The sequence below is a fragment of the Zobellia sp. OII3 genome (assembly GCF_002211465.1).
Classification (GTDB): domain Bacteria; phylum Bacteroidota; class Bacteroidia; order Flavobacteriales; family Flavobacteriaceae; genus Zobellia; species Zobellia galactanivorans.
Window position 1 is genome coordinate 13,256 of the sequence record NZ_MWRZ01000004.1, and the last position, 19,755, is coordinate 33,010.

The window sequence follows — 19,755 nt, forward strand, 5'->3', positions numbered from 1 at the left end:
AATAAAGTGTTTTCTAGGCGACAGGCACGGTAGATTCACGTTCGATCATGGTGGTTTTGATGACCTCGGTCTCAAAGGTATTTCCGTTATCGTTCTGTTCTATTCTTTTGACCAATTGCCTAGCGGCCCTTTCTCCCATATAATAGCCGTGTTGGCTGATCGAGGTAAGGCTGGGGCGTACGTATTTGGGGAGCACCCCGTTGGTAAAACAGATAATGGAAAGTTCTTCGGGGATTTTTATCCCCAGTGAATTGGCGGTCAATAAAGAGGTAACACCGGCTTCTTCCTCTAAACCTAAAATCGCGTCTACTTTTCCGGCGGAAAGCAATTTTCTGATTTCGACCTCCATAAACGACTTTTCCAGCTTTTCAAAGATCAAGCTTTTATCTAGGTCGATGTTATGGTCTTTTAGGCATTGGTGATAGCCGTTGATCCGAAGCTTTGAAATCTCAAGGTCTCCCAATAGTGATACTATGGCAATACGCTTACATCCCGATTTTATAAGGTGTTCCGTGGCATTATAGGCCGCTTTGCTATCGTCTATGGTGACTTTGTCACAGTTGAGTTCCGATGATACACGGTCGAACATGACCATTGGTATGCCTTTGTTTAAAAAGGGCTTGAAGTGGTCAATGTTGTTCAGCTTTCCGGTTTCTTCCGCCAAGGAAACCAAGAGTCCCGATATGGCTCCTTTGCGGAGCATTTCGGTAATGGCGACTTCCTTTTTATGCGATTCGTTGGAGATGCACGCGATCATGTTGTACCCGTGGTCGTTCAATACTTTTTCAATACCGCTAATCGCCTGGGCAAAGAAATAGTTGAGAATGTTGGGTATGATTACCCCCACCGAGTGCGACGGCTCTTTTCTTAGATTGATGGCGTTTAGGTTGGGGCGATATTTGTGTTCACGGGCATAGGCAATGATCTTGGCCTTGGTACGGGCACTTATCTCATGACTGTCGTTAAGGGCCTTGGATACGGTAGATTTAGATACCTTAAAATGTTTGGCGATATCGTCTAAACTTATTTTTCGTTTCATAACTGCATCAAGATACTAAATATCGTCAATAAGATTTTACTTCTTTTTGATCTTCCCGATCGCTAAACTAATATTTAGGACCTCTGTTTTTTACGAAACCCATTTCGAAAAATCAACATATTTGTAAATATCTGATTTTTAATAGGTTGTATTTGTGATATTTTGATTTTAAGAACAATTGTATTTCGTATTTTAGTACGGAAACGAATTATCTGCCACTCGTTTTAAGTTATGGTTTAAATTTGACAAAAGGGCTTGGTTTTTAGTGCGGTAAAAGCTATTTGGCAAAATTGCCGTTAAAAACTCTAAGCTCTTTCAAACATCAAAAAATTATGTACAGTATAGGTTATGATATCGGAAGTTCGTCAATAAAAGCGGCCTTGGTCGAGGTGGGCACAGGTAAGCCCGTGGCCGTGGTTAGCGAACCCAAAACGGAAATGGATATTCTTGCCATTAACAATGGTTGGGCCGAACAGGATCCAGATACATGGTGGAAGCACGTTTGTACGGCCACCAAAACCCTTCTTTCGGAAAATAATATCAAATCCGAAGAGGTCACGGGAATCGGTATTTCATATCAGATGCATGGATTGGTTGTGGTCGACAAAGATTTGAAGCCCTTACGGGATTCCATTATTTGGTGCGATAGTAGGGCAGTGGGCATCGGGCAAAAGGCCTTTGATGAACTGGGCAACGATCGTTGTAGTGAAAACCTTTTGAACTCGCCTTCCAATTTTACCGCCTCTAAATTAAAATGGGTCAAGGAAAACGAGCCGGAAACTTTTGAGCGTATCCATAAATTCATGCTACCGGGAGATTATATCGCCTGTAGGTTGAGCGGTACGGCAAATACAACCTTATCGGGTTTGTCCGAAGGTATATTTTGGGATTTTAAGACGAATAGCCTCGCCACTTGGTTGTTGGATTATTACGGATTGAACGAAGCACATGTTCCGGAAATCGTCGATACCTTTTCCGTACAGAGTAAAGTTTCGGAACAAGGGGCAAAAGAATCAGGGTTAAAAGTAGGTACGCCTATTTTATACCGTGCGGGAGACCAACCGAACAATGCCTTGTCCTTAAACGTTTTTAATCCGGGAGAGGTAGCTGCGACAGGTGGGACCTCTGGTGTGATCTATGCCATTACCGATAACCTTTCTGTCAAGGAGAGCTCAAGGGTCAACAATTTTGCCCACGTTAATTACAGCGAAGCCAATCGCTTTGTAGGGAAGCTGCTTTGTATCAACGGAGCCGGTATACAATACCGATGGTTGCTGAATAACCTAAGTGTTGCCTCATACGATGAAATGAACGATTTGGCCAATTCGGTACCACAAGGTTCCGATGGTGTAAAAATATTGCCTTTTGGCAATGGTGCCGAACGCATGTTGAACAATATAGATTTGGGAACCAACATTTTTGGTATCAACCTGAACAACCATACCAAGGCCCATTTGTGTAGGGCTTCACTCGAAGGTATTGCCTTCTCCTTTGTTTACGGTATGGAAATTCTTCGGTCAGACGGTATTACCGCTACCAAAATCAGGGCAGGAAACGATAACCTGTTTCGATCGGAAATTTTTTCGAACACCATAGCGACACTTATCGGTCGTGAAATTGAAATATATAATACCACGGGCGCTATTGGCGCAGCCAGGGCCTGTATTTTACGCGATGGCGACTTTTCAAGCTTCGGCGAGCAGATTATGGCCAATGATTATGTCATGAGCTATAAGCCTTCCGAAGAAAAAGAAGCATTGCAATCCGCATATTCCGCATGGAAAAATGAATTAGAACAATTATTAAAAAACAAGTAACATGGCATTATTAGGAGACAAAGAGTACTTTAAAGGAATTGGAGACATCAAGTTTGAAGGGAAGGAATCTGACAACCCTTTAGCGTTTAAATATTACAATCCCGACCAAGTTGTTGCGGGCAAGACCATGAGGGAGCATTTCAAGTTTGCTATCGCCTATTGGCATACCTTCTGTGGGCAGGGTTCAGATCCATTCGGCCCAGGTACACAGAACTTTCCTTGGGATGCATCTACCGATGCCGTTCAGGCCGCAAAGGATAAGGCGGATGCCGCTTTTGAATTTATCAGTAAAATAGGATTCGATTATTTTTGTTTTCACGATTTCGATTTGATCCAAGAAGGCCCGACTTTCGCCGAATCGGAAAAAAGACTGGCCACGATTACCGATTATATCAAAGAAAAGAAAGCGGCCTCAGGTATAAAATTATTATGGGGTACGGCCAACTGTTTCTCTAACCCGAGATACATGAACGGTGCCGCTACAAACCCTGATTTTGACGTGGTGGCCAGAGCCGGTGGTCAAGTGAAATTGGCTTTGGACGCAACGATCGCCCTAGATGGTGAGAACTATGTTTTCTGGGGAGGACGTGAAGGTTATATGTCTCTTCTAAATACCAATATGGGCCGTGAGTTAGACCATATGGCGCAGTTCTTGACCATGGCGAGGGATTATGCCCGTAAGCAAGGTTTTAAAGGTACTTTCTTTATCGAACCGAAACCTATGGAGCCTACGAAGCACCAGTATGATTTTGATACCGCTACCGCAATCGGCTTTTTAAGGGAATACGGACTTGAAAAAGATTTCAAAATAAATATCGAAGTAAACCACGCTACTTTGGCACAGCACACTTTTCAGCATGAAATGGAAGTTGCCGCCAAAGCGGGAATGTTGGGAAGCTTGGATGCCAACCGTGGGGATTACCAAAACGGATGGGATACCGATCAGTTCCCGAACAACATTTTAGAGACCACCGAAGCTATGTTGGTATTCTTACAGGCTGGCGGTCTGCAAGGTGGTGGTGTGAACTTCGATGCCAAGATCAGAAGAAACTCTACCGATCTCGAAGATATCTTCTTGGCCCATATCGGAGGTGCCGATACCTTTGCAAGGGCATTGATTACTGCCGATAAGATCATCACTTCTTCCGATTATACCAAACTACGCGAAAAACGCTACAGCTCTTTTGATTCTGGTAAGGGAAAAGATTTTGAGGCCGGTAAACTAAGCCTTGAGAACCTTTATGAGCTAGCACAGGAAAATGGCGAGTTGGAACTTAAGAGCGGAAAGCAAGAGTTGTTCGAAAACATTATCAACCAGTACATCTAAGAAGATAAACTATGAAATTTTTTATTGATACAGCAAATTTAAACGACATTCAAAGCGCCTACGAGTTAGGTGTTTTGGATGGCGTAACTACCAATCCTTCCTTAATGGCCAAAGAGGGCATTACGGGAAAGGACAATATTTTAAAGCATTACTTGGCCATTTGTGAAAAGGTTGAAGGTGATGTTTCCGCTGAGGTTATCGCAACCGATTATGAGGGCATGATCAAAGAAGGTGAGGAATTAGCGGCTTTACACCCACAGATCGTGGTTAAGTTGCCCATGATCGCAGATGGGGTCAAGGCTTGTAAGTATTTCTCCGATAAAGGAATAAAAACAAACGTTACTCTAGTGTTTTCCGCAGGTCAGGCCTTATTGGCCGCCAAAGCCGGCGCGACTTACGTTTCCCCGTTTTTGGGGAGGTTGGATGATATCTCTACCGACGGTTTGCGATTGATCGAAGAGATCCGTTTGATCTATGACAACTACGGTTTTGAAACGGAAATCCTATCGGCTTCCGTACGGCATACCATGCACATCATCAATTGTGCAAAATTAGGATCAGATGTAATGACCGGGCCCTTATCAGCTATCGAAGGTCTACTAAAACACCCCTTGACCGATAGTGGTTTAGAGAAGTTTTTGGCCGATTATCAAAAAGGTAATGCATAGGTAAACGATATGAAGACCTGCCATAGGGTTATGGTCTAAAAAAGGTTTACGTTCGATTTCAATATATGATATTGCCGATGGTCTTGCTATCGGCAATATTGCTTTTACTCGATAATCGAGATTAAATGCTCCTAGGCTTGCCTCGAAATCAAGGTGTATTCCTTTTAATGCCTCGCGGGCTTGCCCCGAGATAATGTACCCCATTTTTTAATTTTTCGACTGACAGCCAATAATTCAAAAGCTTGTATATGAAAAGCAAAATAACACTAGTACTGTTGATGTGCACCATGGGTATATGGGCACAAGAAGTCAAAGTTGACCAAGCTTCTTGTCTAAAAAGGTACATAGGTGAATGGGGAAGTTCGGTCTCTCCCGAATCGAACGAGATTGGGGATGAACCACAGATAAAAATGGTAAACGTGCCGAAAATGGACGGTACTGCCTTACAGGTTGAAGTGCTTCGGCTACGTGATGGGGCATATACGCCCATTTTGGTAGAAATGATAAGCTACGATAGTACCACCGATAAAATTGTGGCCTTGGGCCAGAATGAAAAAGGGGAATGCTTTTCGGGCATTGGGTCATTCTCGGATAAGGATAACTGGCTAATGGTGGATCGCGACTTTCAAGGGACACATACCCAGACCGTGTCTTTTCGGTTTTTGTCCGATACCGTAGTGTATTTGGAAGGGAAGGATAAAGCCGGGCAAGTGCTTTGGAAAACCCGTTACATCAAAAACTAAATACCTTATATCTAAGTCTTCCGCCAATGGGTCCATTTGTTTGAAATCAACAATTCGCCTATCTTCAACCGGGTTCTGAAAGGTAGAAGCATCAAAAAATTCTTCTCAATTTATTCTAGTCTATAGATCGAAGTGTATTTAATATTCACGGAAATGAAATTTGTAAAAGCGGTTTGTAAATTGATTTTATGTGCCTTGTGTGCGCAAGGTCATCTCTGTGCACAGGTTTCCAAAACTGATTACACTTTTGTGAATATCGAGCAAGACAATACGCAAAGAGCCGTTTCCGCTATAGTTGAAGATAGTATGGGGCTTATTTGGATGGGGACCAATGGCGTGGGACTTAAAAAGTATAACGGTATTGATTTTATTACGTACAAGCAGGATCTTAATGAACCAAAATCCATAAGCAATTCGCTAATACACACCACATATATTGACCGCAAGGATAGACTTTGGGTCGGCACGGAAACGGGTTTGGATTTATATAATAGAGACCTTGATAACTTCGATAAAATAGAACTTAGGGATGAAGCCGTAATAGAAGGGGGTGTGCTTATCAGGGCCATTCAAGAAGGTATTAGTGGAGAGCTTTTGGTGGGCTCTCATTACCATGGGATGTTTAGGGTCGATCCGTTAAGCTTGCGTAGTGAGTCGATCCCTATTCAGTCTACCATAAATAAATCGGTCATTCAGATCAACTATATTCTAAAGAGTGTTACGGGTAAAATATACGTGGCTACAAATTACGGCCTTTTTGAATATGACGGTGTCAAGTTGAGCCCTTCACAAATAGTGAATGGGAAGGGCGAAGTGGTAGAAAGTCTGTCTCGAAATATTGAGACTTTGTTTCAAGATAAGGATGGGGCCATTTGGTTGGGTACTCTGTCGGATGGATTAATAAAAATAAAACTCCTGTCTTCGAACAAGTATAAGATCGATTCCTTTAGCCTTACCCAAGAAAGGGTATTTTCCATTGCCCAAGCGGCAGATGGCAATATCATTTGCGGTACGGAAAACGACGGACTTTTTGTACTAAAGGCAGATGGAAGCTTGATCAAGAACTATCGCTACGATAAGTTTGATGTGAATAGTATCAAATCGAATTCTATATGGACTGTTTTTGTAGACAGCCAAGAACGTATTTGGATCGGTTACTATAACAAGGGGGTCGGGGTTTACGATACCCTCTATGATAAATTCAAGGATATCGAGAGTTCGGCCAACTTGAACAATTCATTGCAATTGCCATCCGTCACGGGTATTGTGAGTGATAAAAAAGGCAGATTGTGGATCGGTTTAGACGGTGGCGGGATCGATGTATATGATTCGGAAAGCAAAAAGATAGTCCATTTAAAAGACCTAGGAAACCCTATAGCAACGAACCTGCATGCAGCGGCCGTTGCGGGTATGTTTTTCGATAGCCAAGGCAATCTATGGGTAGGTACGTGGAATTCTGGAATCTATCTCCTGAAAAAAAATACTTCCACGTTTATAAATTATAAAACTTCAAATACTGAGGGGGGACTAACCAGTAACCGTATTATGACCTTTGATGAGGATAAAAATGGCATCATATGGATTGGCTCCTATGTAACGGGCTTGCATTCCTATGACCCCCAAACGGAAAAGTTTACCGCTCACAACGAGGAAATTTTTCATGACCTGATTCCGAGCCATGGGGAGGTACGAAAAATTTTGGTAGATAGTAATGGCTTTATCTGGTTGGGAACAACTGGGGGCTTGTATAAAATTTCCAGTGATTTTTCTGCCGGGGACAAGGCGATTTCCTTGGTAGAGCGTATGCACGAAGATACAGGGCGACAATTGGTCGTGGATAGAATTGTATCCTTATTTGAAGATCGTAGGAACATACTCTGGATCGGTACGGATGGTGGGGGCTTGTGTAAATACGACCCCTCTAAAGATACATTTACATGGTATGGCGATAGAAACGGTTTATCACAACAGACCATAGCCTCAATTCTAGAAGATGATAGTGGGGCTATTTGGATAGGGGGGAACAACGGAATTTCTAGATTGGATGTAGAACAAGAAAACTTCAAGAATTTCGATATCCATGATGGGCTCTTGGCCAATGATTTTAATTTCAATTCCATTTTTAAAGATGAATCGGGGATTCTCTATTTTGGAAGTTATGAAGGCGTTAATTCCATAGATCCCGAAAACCTACGCTTTAATGAGGTAAAACCAGAGGTTTACTTTACCGATTTTAAGCTCTTTAACAAGTCCGTGGTTCCCGGTACACAAAATTCGCCCTTGGAAAAGGTGATAGACCGAACAAAGGCTATTACCCTTACGCATGATCAGTCGGTTTTTACCATAGAATATGCGGGCATTAATTTTACACGGCCCAAGAAGAACCAATACGCCTATTTTTTAGAAGGTTTTGACAATCGGTGGAACTATGTCGGTAAAACCAGAAGTGCTACTTATACGAACCTGCCGCCGGGCGATTATGTCTTTAAGGTGAAGGCGGCAAACAATGACGGGGTTTGGAACAATAGCCCTACGGCACTGAAAATTACGGTTCTATCTCCATGGTGGAGTACAAATACGGCCATTTTTTTATACGTGCTGGCCATTCTTTTGATTACCTACTTTCTAGCCAATTTGGCGAGCCAAAGAATACGCGAAAAACGTATGGTTCAATTTGAACGCGAAAAGCGATTGCAAGAAGAGGTGTTGAACGATAGAAAAATTCAATTTTTTACCAATATCTCGCATGAGTTTAGAACGCCGCTTACCCTTATCCTTAACCCTTTGGAAGATATACTGACCGATACGGAAAACCAGTTTTCCAAAAAAATAAGGGAAAAATTAAGGACCATCCAAAAGAATACCAACCGAATGAAAAGGTTGATCGATGAGTTAATGGATTTCAGGAAGCTAGATATCAATAAATTAACGGTAAAGATATCGGAGTTGGAAGCGATAGCCTTTGTCAGTGAGATTGCGGGACATTTTGAGGAAGAGGCTTCGCTAAAAAACATTCTATTTCAGGTAGAATCCGACGAAATGCCGATCACCCTCTGGAGCGACCCTTCTATGCTCGAGAAGATCATATTTAATATTTTGTCGAATGCCTTTAAGATTACCCCTGATAACGGAAGCATTACCATAGGAGTCTTTAAGTGTAATGAAGCAATGGTGTTTCCGCAGGTCGATGATGAAAAACCGGTCCAAGCGGTTGAAATCGCAATTGAGGATAGCGGATCCGGAATAAAGAAGGAAGATCTGGAAAAAATATTCGAGCGCTTCTATCAGGCTGAGCATATGAATAGCCAGTATTACGGGGGTACGGGTATTGGCCTTGAGGTAGTTAAGAGTTTTATCGACTTGCTTAAAGGAAAAATAAGCGTAGAGAGCGAAGCATCGATAGGTACCAAGTTCAGGATCTTCCTTCCCTTGGGCAAGGCACATTTTAAACCTAGTGAACTGTTCTTGGCCCCTGATATCAACCTAGACGATAAACCGGAAGTGAAGCAAGAAGATGGGCTTCTGGATCAATTGACGGTCGATACCGACAATCAGACCTTACTTGTAGTTGAAGATAATGCGGAGCTGAGGGCCTATCTCAAAAAAGAACTGCGTGAGGAGTATAACGTGATTGAAGCCGTAAACGGAACCCAGGGCCTTGAAATGGCCTTAAAAAGAATACCCGATGTGATCTTGAGCGATGTGGTCATGCCCGAAATGGACGGGTTTGAGTTCTGCAAGCGCGTAAGGGAAGACTTGAAGACCAGCCATATACCAATATTAATGCTTACGGCCAAGACCATGACCGACGATTGGGTACGAGGTATAGATTCGGGCGCCGACGTGTATTTGAACAAACCTTTTGAAATGAAGGTGCTTCGCGCCCAACTAAAGCAAATGTTGAACAGTAGACGGGTATTGTTCAATAAATATCTGAACGATTCGAACAATGTAAAAGTACCCGAAAACACTTCGGAGCTCGACAAAGGCTTTATCACCAAGGTACTCGATTATATAACGGCCAACCTGTCCGATGAAAATTTGAACGTAGAACAATTGGCGGAAGAACTACACCTCAGTAGAAGCCAATTGTACCGAAAGATAAAAGCCCTTACCGGATGCTCGGCCAATGAATTTTTAAGAAAGATCAGACTTGAAAAGGCCAAGCAGATGATAGAGAACGGAAACGAATCTATTAGTGAAGTATGCTTTAAAGTAGGCTTTTCCTCTCCTTCTTATTTCACCAAATGCTTTAAGGCGCATTTCGGACACCTTCCTACGGAGATGAAGTAAGATTTTGTTAATTTTTATTGTAGTGCAAACCTCAATACTTTTCTGGATTTAAGTAATTTAGGGAGGTGAAATAGATGTGTTTGAATTACATATACACCTACGTTGGACTTCAATTAAAAAATACTGAGAATAAAAGTAAATTATGGGATTATTTGACTTCTTTAAGAAAAAATCAAACGGTAAAACTAATGAAAATCCGATTGATGAAACTCAATTAGAATTTATTGAAAAAACAACGAATAATGCGGAAAAACTCATTTCAAGTTTCAACGAAAGACTAGATGACGGATTGGATTACAGCGAATCTAGTTTAACTGTTTTAGACGAAGAAATTTTGAGCTTGTTTTCAGAAAACAAAGATGATATGGATTCTGGAATCTTAGAGGACATAATTGCCCAAGCAGGTTCGTATATATTTGAAGTTGCCAGACGAAATTACGGGGGGGAATATTATTGGTATGACCAATTAAATCAACCGATTTTAGTCACTGGACAACCTGATTTTGAAATTTCAATTCTAGCCTTTGAGAAAGTGAAACAACGAATTGAAAATGGAAATGAAGACAACATTCCTTTCTTTTTTGCTGGATATTCAGAACGAGTAAAAAAAGGAAAAAAGGGAGATAAAGCAATGATTACGTAAAGAAAAAAAAGAACAAGAACAATAGCCATTGCACAACTCGACATGGAGTACAACACCCTTATTTTTTGAAATTATAAAAAATCATAACTTACTGATTTAAAAAAGGTATTATTTTTATTACGTATCAGAATTGACGTATTTATTTGAAATTTTGAGTTGTGCAAAAGGCTCGAGGGCTATAAGGAATTGCCTGTTCTTGCCTATTTCTAAAAAATCTATGCTGATTTTCAGTTTGGTGTGTACGTGCCAAGTTAATTATAAGCTCAATAAAAGCTGAATCAACTTAAGGGGCTAAAACAGATTATGGAGGAAGAATTAAAACCGTTTTGGGGAAAGATTTTCAATTTTGATTGGAAATTTGGCCTTTTCCTAATCCTGCTAATTTGTATTCCTCGTTTCGCACTGGTGCTGCAGGCGAACCAAATAGCTAATTATAGTTGGCTAGGATTGATAATGCTTATTTCGGCTATAGTTCCTTTTCTTTTTTTGAGTAAACAGGGAAGGAGAAAAATAGGTGTTAAAAAGACAGAGAACTTTAGTTGGCTACTTATTGCCTTAGCAGTAGGCCTGGTTTTTAGTATCGCTTTATATTATTTGGGGACAGTCTTGTACGGCAATACTTTTGAAAATTGGTACTACTATATTGCCCAATCTTACAATATCCCTACAGGAATTGACGAGGAAGGAAAACTCGTTTTGTTCAGTATCATGGCTGTAACGGGAATGACGTTTAGCCCAATAGGTGAAGAGCTGTTTTTTAGGGGCATAGTACATTCAAGCATCGCAACTTCCTGGGGAGATAAGAGGGCCACTTTAATTGATAGTTCGGCATTCGCCCTTGTCCACATTTCCCACTTTGGTCTGGTATTCGTAAATCAAGAATGGAGATTCCTGTTGGTGCCGACCATTATTTGGGTTTTAAGTATGTTTTGTGTCAGTATACTTTTTTACATATGTAGGATGCGTTCAGGGTCTATTTTAGGTGCAATAGTATGCCATGCGGCTTTTAACTTAGGAATGATTTATTGTATCTTTTATCAAATTAGCGGATAGCCGTTTTACCAACTTATAGCAGCAAAATAAACAGGGGTCTGTCCAATTCTAAACCGTATCAAAATTGTACTGATTTCTGTAAACGGTAGGGGTTTTTCCCGTGATGTTTTTAAATAATTGATTCAAATAAGTGAAACTATGAAACCGCACTAATCATCCTCTAAATCTAAAAACACCTATTCACTATGCTTTCTCAGGTAATGACACAACAAAAGACTTAAGAAAATTACGGGTACAATAGAAGTATATGTACTGTTATGGGTAAATCCATACCTTTATATGACTTAAATATACTGGATTGGAAATAGTAGAAACGCATAAAAAGGAATACACCATTTCAACTGATAAGGATAAATTGGATATTCTTTGCATCCATAAATTCCTTTCAAACGAAACTGATTGGGCTAAGGGAATTCCAATGAACACCCTTAAAACATCCATTGAAAACTCTCTGAATTTTGGACTGTATCATAATAACAAACAAATCGGTTTTGCCAGAATAATTTCGGACTATTCCACAATTGCCTATTTAGGAGATGTATTCGTTCTTAAAGAATATAGAGGAAATGGATTAAGTAAATGGCTGATAAATGAAATCATGGAACATCCAAACCTACAAGGATTAAGACGATGGATTTTACTAACTGACACTGCAGAATGGCTTTATAGGAAATTTGGATTTACAGCATTGTCCCATCCCGAATTTTACATGGAAAAGCATAATCCAAATGTATATAAAGGAATAGAAAGGACTAAAGGCAATGCTGAAGAAAACTAAAAATTAGGATGGTTTAGTAATGAACTGACCCTATCAAAACTTAATTAAAACCACTCATTTTCTACACTTAAAAACGTGAGTTTTAATCACTCGCATTTTCTGCATCGTGCCCAATTACTTAAAGCTCATCACTTTTATGGGGCAAAATGCCACAAATATTCTAGATAGCGCATCATTTGTAATATACACAGAAAGGGGAATTTCCCGACTTTTATCATATTGTTAATCACTAGGGCGATAAATTGCACATTGAGCAATTTTGGTAATACCCTAACTAATCTGATCAAATTTTACGATATGCTAAAAACCGCTCTGTTATTTCTAGGAATACTATTGTTTCTGCTGGGTTGTGGAAAAGTCAAAGAGAATAAGCGAAACACTGTAAACGAGCTCAATAGTCTTAAAAAACTTTATGAAGAGAACTTTTACATTGGCGCGGCGGTGAACGATCAAATAGTCACGGAAAAAAACGCCAAGGCCTTAGATGTTTTGAAGAAGGAGTTCAATAGTATTAGTCCGGAAAATGTCATGAAATGGGCAGAGATCCACCCGACTCCCGATTCCTTTTATTTTGATATGGCCGACAAATATGTGGCCCTGGGCAAAAAGAACAAAATGCACGTTGTGGGACATACCTTGTTATGGCATAGTCAAATCGGACCTTGGATGAACTCGGTCAAAGATAGCGCCACCATGGCCAATTACATACGTGACCATATCAATACCGTGGCCACGCGTTACAAAGGTAAGATCGATAGCTGGGACGTGGTCAACGAAGCCCTAAATGAAGATGGCTCTTTACGCGAATCGATTTTTTTAAAGGTAATAGGAGACCGTTACTTAGACATGGCCTTTAAACTTGCCGAAAAGGCCGATCCGGAAGCCAAACTGTATTATAACGACTACAATATGTGGAAGCCCGAAAAAAGGGCGGGGGCCATTCGCGTCATCGAGAACCTTCAGAAAAACGGAATCAAGATCGATGGGGTGGGTATGCAAGCCCATTGGAGCCTGACCGAACCTTCGCTGGAAGAAGTGGAAAACAGCATCGTAGCCTATGCGAACTTGGGGATAAAAGTCGCCATTACGGAGCTTGACGTTACCGTACTGCCCAATCCTTGGGAACTTGAGGGTGCCGAGGTCAGCCAGAATTTTGAAAATAGCGAAGAAATGAACCCCTATACAGAGGGTTTGCCCGATTCCGTTCAAGTGCAATTGGCCGAGCGTTACCGCGATATATTTAAACTCTTCCTCAAGCATAGCGATAAAATTGACAGGGTTACCTTTTGGGGGGTCAATGACCAAAGTTCTTGGCTGAACAATTGGCCCATAAATAATAGAACCAACTATCCGCTATTATTTGATAGGGAGTACCAAACTAAAAAAGCATACGACGCGGTCATTCAACTCAAGACCGATTCAGCCGACCAACACTAAACATCCATGAATTCATCAACTCAAAAGCTATCGGTTAAGGAGAAAATCGGTTATAGCCTGGGCGACCTCTCCGCAAATTTGGTGTTCCAGACTTTAATGACCTACTTGGCCTATTTTTATACGGACATCTATGGTCTTGAAACCAAGCATGCATCGGGTATTATATTGACCGTAGGGCTTATTGCAGCATTCGGCTTCAACCCCATTATCGGGGCTCTGGCCGACCGTACTTCTTCAAGGTGGGGCAAGTTCCGGCCATGGATCTTGTTTACGGCGATTCCATTGGGGGTCGTGGCGTTATTGGCGTTCAGTACACCCGATTTCGATTACAAGGGAAAGGTGATCTATGCCGTAGTGACCTATACCTTGTTACTCTTGTTGTACGCGGCCAATAATTTACCGTATTCCGCATTGAGCGGGGTCATTACGGGGGATATGGGAGACAGGAATAGCTTGTCGGCCTACCGGTTCGTAGCCGTAATGTTCGCCCAGTTTTTTGTACAGGTATTCATGCTGCCGATAATCGAGTCTGCCGGCAATGGCGATAAGGCCGTGGGTATAGAAATAGTAATGACATGGTTGGCCATTATAGGAACCGTTATGCTTATCATCACCTTTCTTACGACCAAAGAGCGTATTGTTCCTACGCCAGACCAGAAATCGACCCTTAAGGAAGATTTGGGCGATTTGTTTCAGAATATCCCGTGGATCATAATGTTGGTGGTCACTACCTTGGTATTTGTCACCTTGGCCATGAAAGGAGGGGCCTATGTTTACTATTTTGAAAACTTTGTAGACGAAGGAAGCCTTACTTATTTTATTCAGCCCCTACTTGATTTCTTGGTATCCATTAATGTGAACTTTTTTGGGGAGAATCCGGTATCGGCCGGTTTTGGACTCTTCAATGCGGGTGGGATTATTTTTATGATACTCGGTATTACCCTGTCAAAAAGGTTTGCCGATAAATACGGGAAAAGAGATGTTTTTATGGTAGCCCTCTTTTTGTCGACCTTGTTCATAATGTTCTTCTATTTCTTTTCGCCCCATTCAGTAGGGCTCATATTTACATCGCAGATCTTTCACGGATTTTTCTATGGGTTGACCATACCCTTGTTGTGGGCAATGATCGCCGATGTGGCCGATTTTTCCGAATGGAAGAACAATCGTAGGGCCACCGCCATAATTTTTTCAGCCATGATGGTCGGTTTAAAGGGAGGATTGAGTATTGGAAGTGCCTTGGTAACCGCAATTCTCGGTGCCTACAATTACGTTTCCAAGGAAGCCGCCGTGGTAGGGGAGGCGATCGTACAACCCGAATCGGCAATTCAAGGTACACGAATGCTCGTTAGTATTTATCCTGCCATTCCCTTTCTATTGGGAATCGGATTGCTCTTTTTCTATGAGATCAATAAAGAGAAGGAGACCCTGATCGAAGAGGAGCTAAAGAAAAGAAGAATCGAATAAAAGCAAAACAAAATAAAGTACATAATATGCCAGAAGAACCTATTGAACATATTGACTTTAATGAACTGAACGAACGTGCGATCTCAAAACCCTTGGTAAAGCACATTTATACGGCTGATCCCTCGGCCCATGTTTTTCATGGGAAAATATACATTTACCCTTCCCACGATGTAGAATCAGGTATTCCCTTCGATGATTTGGGAAGCCATTTTGCCATGGAAGATTACCACGTAATCTCTATGGAGGATATAAATGGTGAGGCCGTAGACCATGGTGTCGCCCTTCATGTGAATGATGTGCCTTGGGCAGAAAAACAAATGTGGGCCCCCGATGCGGCGCACAAAAACGGACGGTACTATTTGTATTTTCCGGCCCGGGATTATGACGGGCGGTTTAAGATAGGTGTGGCCGTGGGCAATGCTCCCGAAGGCCCCTTTGTACCCCAGCCGGAAGCAATAAAGGGCAGTTACTCCATAGACCCTGCGGTTTTTGAAGACGAAGACGGTAGTTACTACATGTATTTTGGAGGAATTTGGGGCGGACAGTTGCAAAAGTACCGCAACAATACCTATGATAGTTCCCATGAATTGCCCAAACCGAACGAAGCGGCCTTGTTGCCTATCATTGCCAAATTGAGCGATGATATGCTTGAGTTTGCGGAAGAACCTAAAGAAGTACGGATTTTAGATGAAGCCGGAAACCTTCTGTTGGAAGGCGATAACGAAAGACGTTTCTTTGAAGCTTCATGGGTACATAAATATAGGGGCAAGTACTATTTTTCATATTCTACGGGAGACACCCATTACATCTGTTATGCGATGGGAGATAGTCCTTACGGTCCTTTTACCTACGCGGGCAGGATCTTAAACCCCGTGGTAGGGTGGACCTCGCACCACTCCATATGTGAAGTTGATGGGAAGTGGTACTTGTTTTACCACGATTCGAGCCTTTCGAAAGGGGTAACACACCTTAGGTCCGTAAAGGTTGCTGAAATTGAATACAACCAAGACGGTACCATTGTTACACTGGATCCGTATAAGTAGAAAAATAGACGGACTAAGAAAAAGAGGGGGCAACTATTTTGCCCCCTCTTTCCGTTTTATTTCCTTCTGATGTATTGTGGTGAATCATTGTTTTTGACCGCAATGATATACTTTTCTTTGGCCACCGTTATCGGGGCCATTTGGGTAACGTCGCCTTTTAGGAATAGGCCACTTTTAGAAGCTGGTAGGGCTTCAAAGCTTCCTTGTCCATTCCCTTTTAGTAATAGGCCGTAACTCCCATCGTTACGAGGGGTCTCTACCTCTGAGGCGTACAGGTTTCCTGCAACGAGTGCATCTAGGTTTCCGTCTTTATCGTAATCGTCGACCAGTATTTCATTGATATTGGAGGTCTGGGCCAAGACGGGTAGTTCGTGGACGATAAATTTGCCCTCGTGGTTCTCTAAATAGATGCTGGCAAAAGATTTCACTTGGTAGTGCAGGGCCGATTCAAGCGATTTTTCGGTATATACATCTTCTAAGGTCGCCTCGGCAAAACTCTCGTAATTTTGAAATTTTTGCTTGATCGAAGGAATCTGCTGCGAAGAGCATTCCCGCCCTCGTAAGGGGTATTGTTTTCCATCGTTGTAGTAGCTCAACACGATATCTTCCTTATTGTCTTTGTCAAAGTCGTTTACGAAGATGTCAAAGGTCTCTTCCCGGGTGGCCTTGTACTTGTAGTTCTTGCCGTTGTTGCCTACGATATAGTCCATATCGCCATCCTTGTCGAAATCGCCTTGCTGCACGCTCCACCACCAGCCTGTGGTATCCTTGGTCAAGCCGAGCGATTCGGAAACTTCCTTAAAACCTTTATCCGTATTTCTGAACAAACGAATGGGCATCCATTCGCCAACGATCATAATATCATTCCGTCCGTCGTTGTCGTAATCGGTAATTACGGCACTGGTGGCCATACCAAGGTTTTCAAAGGCCTCGGGTTGCATTTGGTCGAACACATCGAAACGTACATTTCCGTTTCGACTGTTGTTCTTTAAGATATAGCTGCTTGCAGGGCTGGGATAGTGTTTCGGTACCTGTCTGCCCAATACCAGAAGGTCGGCTTGGCCATCGCCGTCAAAATCGGATGGGTATACCCGTGAACCACTAAACTTTAGGTCGGGCAGGGCATTGGGGGCGGCTTTCGTAAAATTCCCTTTGCCGTCGTTGAGGTACAATCTGTCGCGCAGGGCTTCCGAATCTACGGCAAATTCGTATCCGCCACTGACTACATAAAGGTCTTGGTCACCGTCTCCGTCCGCATCAAAAATTAAAGAGCCCGTATCCTCACTTTGCCTATCCTCTTCTAAAAAGGGGGAAGATTGTTCTTTGAACCCTTCAGCGGTCTGCAGGAATATGGCGCCCGTTTGACCCGCGGAACCACCGATAAAATAATCGTCCAAGCCGTCATTGTTCAGGTCGCCCGTAGCAAGGGTGGGACCGAAGGAAGACATTTTGTGGGGAAGCAAAACTTGGTCTGCAAAATCGTCGTAGCTGTTTTCAACATGTTTGTAGGGCGGAAATTTTACGCTCTTATCGGTTGTGAAAAGTACAGGTTCCTCTGAAGCGCTGTTCTCGTCCGTACCATTGGCGTCTTCAAGAAGTAGGGTAAGGCTTTGGTTGGCATCGAGTCTGTTTAGATGTTCGACTTTTCCGTTGGGCCAAACCACTTTAAGTGTATCTATTTGGGTCGCATCCCCTAGACCAAAATGGAGTATTGGTGCTACCGAAGACTGAAATCCTCTGGTAAGGGTCAGTTCCTGCATTTGGGTTCTTCCGTTACTGGTAACATAAACACGGGATCCCAGACCGAATTGGTTCGAAGGGTTTCCTTTAAATTTTATTTGGATGTAGTTGTTGGTCTTCGAAGCATTATTCTTGAAAACCGAAGCCTTATCGTCAATATTGTTGGTAACGATCTCTAGGTCGCCATCGTTGTCAAGGTCGGCGTAAACTACCCCGTTAGAAAAACCTTCGAATTCAATACCCCAGTCTTTATTGGCTCTTTTGAACTCAAGTAGCCCCGTATTCTTAAATATAAAATTGTCTATTTTTTCGGATGGGATTTTTTGGCTCAGGGCCAACAAGGTATCCTTGCTCAATGTAATGGTCTTGAGCTGGTTGAAATAATCATTGTTGTTGATTTCCCGTCGTGTTCCGTTGGAAACAAAAAGGTCTTTATCGCCATCATTGTCAAAGTCGGCAAAAAGAGGGCCCCAGCTCCAATCGGTAGAGGAGGTTCCCGTAATTCGGGAAACATTGGAAAAATGTGGGATGCCATCTTCGAATACGCCTGAATTCATTTGCATACAGTTGTGCATGTACTGATAGTGGAATCCGGCATTTACTACGTCCCAAAAGAGTTCGGGGTTCATACTGGCCATATTGGCCTTTTTTCTCCGGTTCGATTTGGCATCCATATCGACCTGAAAAATATCGAGGTTACCGTCGTCGTTAAAATCGGCAATATCGGCACCCATACCATAAAAGGCGGTATGTGATGTAGCTTGCTTTACCACTTCTTTAAACGTTCCGTCTTGATTGTTCAGGTACATAAAGTCGGGGGAGTTGAAATCATTGGAAACGTAGAGGTCGGGCCAAGAGTCATTGTTGATGTCCCCTACGGTAGCGCTCAATGACAACCCGAAGGCCTTTAGGCCCGAGGCCTCGGTAACATCGGTAAAGCCCTTTCCGTTGTTTTGGTACAAATGTCCAGATTCGTAATCTTTGACATTTTTCATTTTATAGGAATACACAAAAGTGGGGGAGTCAAACCGGGTAGGGGGGTAGTTGGCCACGAAGAGATCTAGGTCGCCATCTTTGTCGTAATCGAAAAAAGTGGCCTGAACGCTGTTGCCGATGTCGTCTATACCGTACTCGGCGGCCTTTTCCGAAAATGTGCCGTCTCCGTTGTTGAGGAAGAGCTCATTGTTCTTTGGGCCGAATTTGCCGCCCACGGAGCAATAAATATCCAAATGGCCATCGCCATTTACATCGGCCATGGTAACACCGGTATACCAGCGGTTATCGCCAGAAACACCTGCCTTTTCGGTGATGTCTTCAAATTGAAGGTTGCCCTTGTTCAGGTAAAGTTTGTTGGAAACTTGATTTCCGGTAAAGTATAAGTCTACCAATCCATCGTTATTGATGTCGCCCGCGGCTATACCACCGCCCATATAGAGGTATGAGTAGGTAAAGTAGTTGAGCGAGTCGTTTTCGGTTAGGTCGTTGCTGAAATTCACTCCCGTAGTTTCGGGACTTAAGGTAGCAAAGAGCTTCCCTTTAAATTGACTTTTCCCTTTAGGGGAACAGGCAATACAGGTAAGGATAATGGTATAGATTAAAAATCGGCTGTATGTCTTGAAGTTCATGTTAGTGAGTTCAAAAAATTAAGTTACATTTTTTTGCGGATAGCGGTTAAAATAAAAAACAGTGTGCTCAGGAAACACACTGTTT

At 42.4% G+C, this 19,755-nt stretch carries 13 protein-coding genes; 11 read left to right on the forward strand and 2 right to left on the reverse strand.

The annotated features are described in order from the left end of the window. Nucleotides 1-13: 13 nt before the first annotated feature. Nucleotides 14-1,039 (reverse strand): LacI family DNA-binding transcriptional regulator, encoded by a 1,026-nt coding sequence (locus B4Q04_RS12650; RefSeq protein WP_013991560.1) that lies wholly within the window; start codon nt 1,037-1,039, stop codon nt 14-16. Nucleotides 1,040-1,371: 332 nt separating this feature from the next. Between B4Q04_RS12650 and B4Q04_RS12655 the strand changes: the two genes are divergently transcribed. From B4Q04_RS12655 to B4Q04_RS12705, 11 genes are all read left to right on the forward strand, one after another. Beyond that, nucleotides 1,372-2,856 carry a xylulokinase gene (locus B4Q04_RS12655; RefSeq protein WP_088697029.1) on the forward strand — a complete coding sequence of 495 codons (1,485 nt, stop codon included), beginning with the start codon at nt 1,372-1,374 and terminating at the stop codon, nt 2,854-2,856. A gap of 1 nt (nt 2,857) precedes the next feature. Continuing rightward, entirely contained in the window at nt 2,858-4,183 is a 1,326-nt protein-coding gene (xylA, locus tag B4Q04_RS12660) for a xylose isomerase (RefSeq protein WP_013991558.1), read from the forward strand. Nucleotides 4,184-4,194: 11 nt separating this feature from the next. Continuing rightward, nucleotides 4,195-4,851: a fructose-6-phosphate aldolase gene (gene fsa, locus B4Q04_RS12665; RefSeq protein ID WP_013991557.1), complete on the forward strand. Its 657-nt coding sequence runs from the start codon at nt 4,195-4,197 to the stop codon at nt 4,849-4,851. A 248-nt stretch (nt 4,852-5,099) separates the two neighbouring features. Then, nucleotides 5,100-5,594: a hypothetical protein gene (locus tag B4Q04_RS12670; RefSeq protein WP_013991556.1), complete on the forward strand. Its 495-nt coding sequence runs from the start codon at nt 5,100-5,102 to the stop codon at nt 5,592-5,594. A gap of 153 nt (nt 5,595-5,747) precedes the next feature. Then, nucleotides 5,748-9,887 (forward strand): hybrid sensor histidine kinase/response regulator transcription factor, encoded by a 4,140-nt coding sequence (locus B4Q04_RS12675; RefSeq protein ID WP_088697030.1) that lies wholly within the window; start codon nt 5,748-5,750, stop codon nt 9,885-9,887. Between the two features lie 142 nt (nt 9,888-10,029). Further along, a complete protein-coding gene (locus B4Q04_RS22850; protein WP_013991554.1) occupies nt 10,030-10,530 on the forward strand; it encodes a hypothetical protein in 501 nt (166 codons plus the stop codon). 303 nt (nt 10,531-10,833) lie between these two features. Continuing rightward, nucleotides 10,834-11,583 (forward strand): CPBP family intramembrane glutamic endopeptidase, encoded by a 750-nt coding sequence (locus tag B4Q04_RS12685; protein WP_088697031.1) that lies wholly within the window; start codon nt 10,834-10,836, stop codon nt 11,581-11,583. A gap of 298 nt (nt 11,584-11,881) precedes the next feature. Further along, nucleotides 11,882-12,361, forward strand: coding sequence for a GNAT family N-acetyltransferase (locus B4Q04_RS12690; RefSeq protein WP_013991551.1), 480 nt, complete (start codon nt 11,882-11,884; stop codon nt 12,359-12,361). Nucleotides 12,362-12,658: 297 nt separating this feature from the next. Next, nucleotides 12,659-13,798 (forward strand): endo-1,4-beta-xylanase, encoded by a 1,140-nt coding sequence (locus tag B4Q04_RS12695; RefSeq protein WP_088697032.1) that lies wholly within the window; start codon nt 12,659-12,661, stop codon nt 13,796-13,798. Between the two features lie 6 nt (nt 13,799-13,804). Next, on the forward strand, nt 13,805-15,262 hold the full coding sequence (locus B4Q04_RS12700; protein ID WP_088697033.1) for an MFS transporter: 1,458 nt from the start codon (nt 13,805-13,807) through the stop codon (nt 15,260-15,262). Nucleotides 15,263-15,288: 26 nt separating this feature from the next. Further along, nucleotides 15,289-16,305 (forward strand): glycoside hydrolase family 43 protein, encoded by a 1,017-nt coding sequence (locus B4Q04_RS12705; RefSeq protein WP_088697034.1) that lies wholly within the window; start codon nt 15,289-15,291, stop codon nt 16,303-16,305. A gap of 56 nt (nt 16,306-16,361) precedes the next feature. Here the strand turns inward: B4Q04_RS12705 and B4Q04_RS12710 are convergent, their stop codons facing one another. Then, a complete protein-coding gene (locus B4Q04_RS12710) occupies nt 16,362-19,670 on the reverse strand; it encodes a VCBS repeat-containing protein (RefSeq protein WP_088697035.1) in 3,309 nt (1,102 codons plus the stop codon). Nucleotides 19,671-19,755 lie beyond the last annotated feature (85 nt).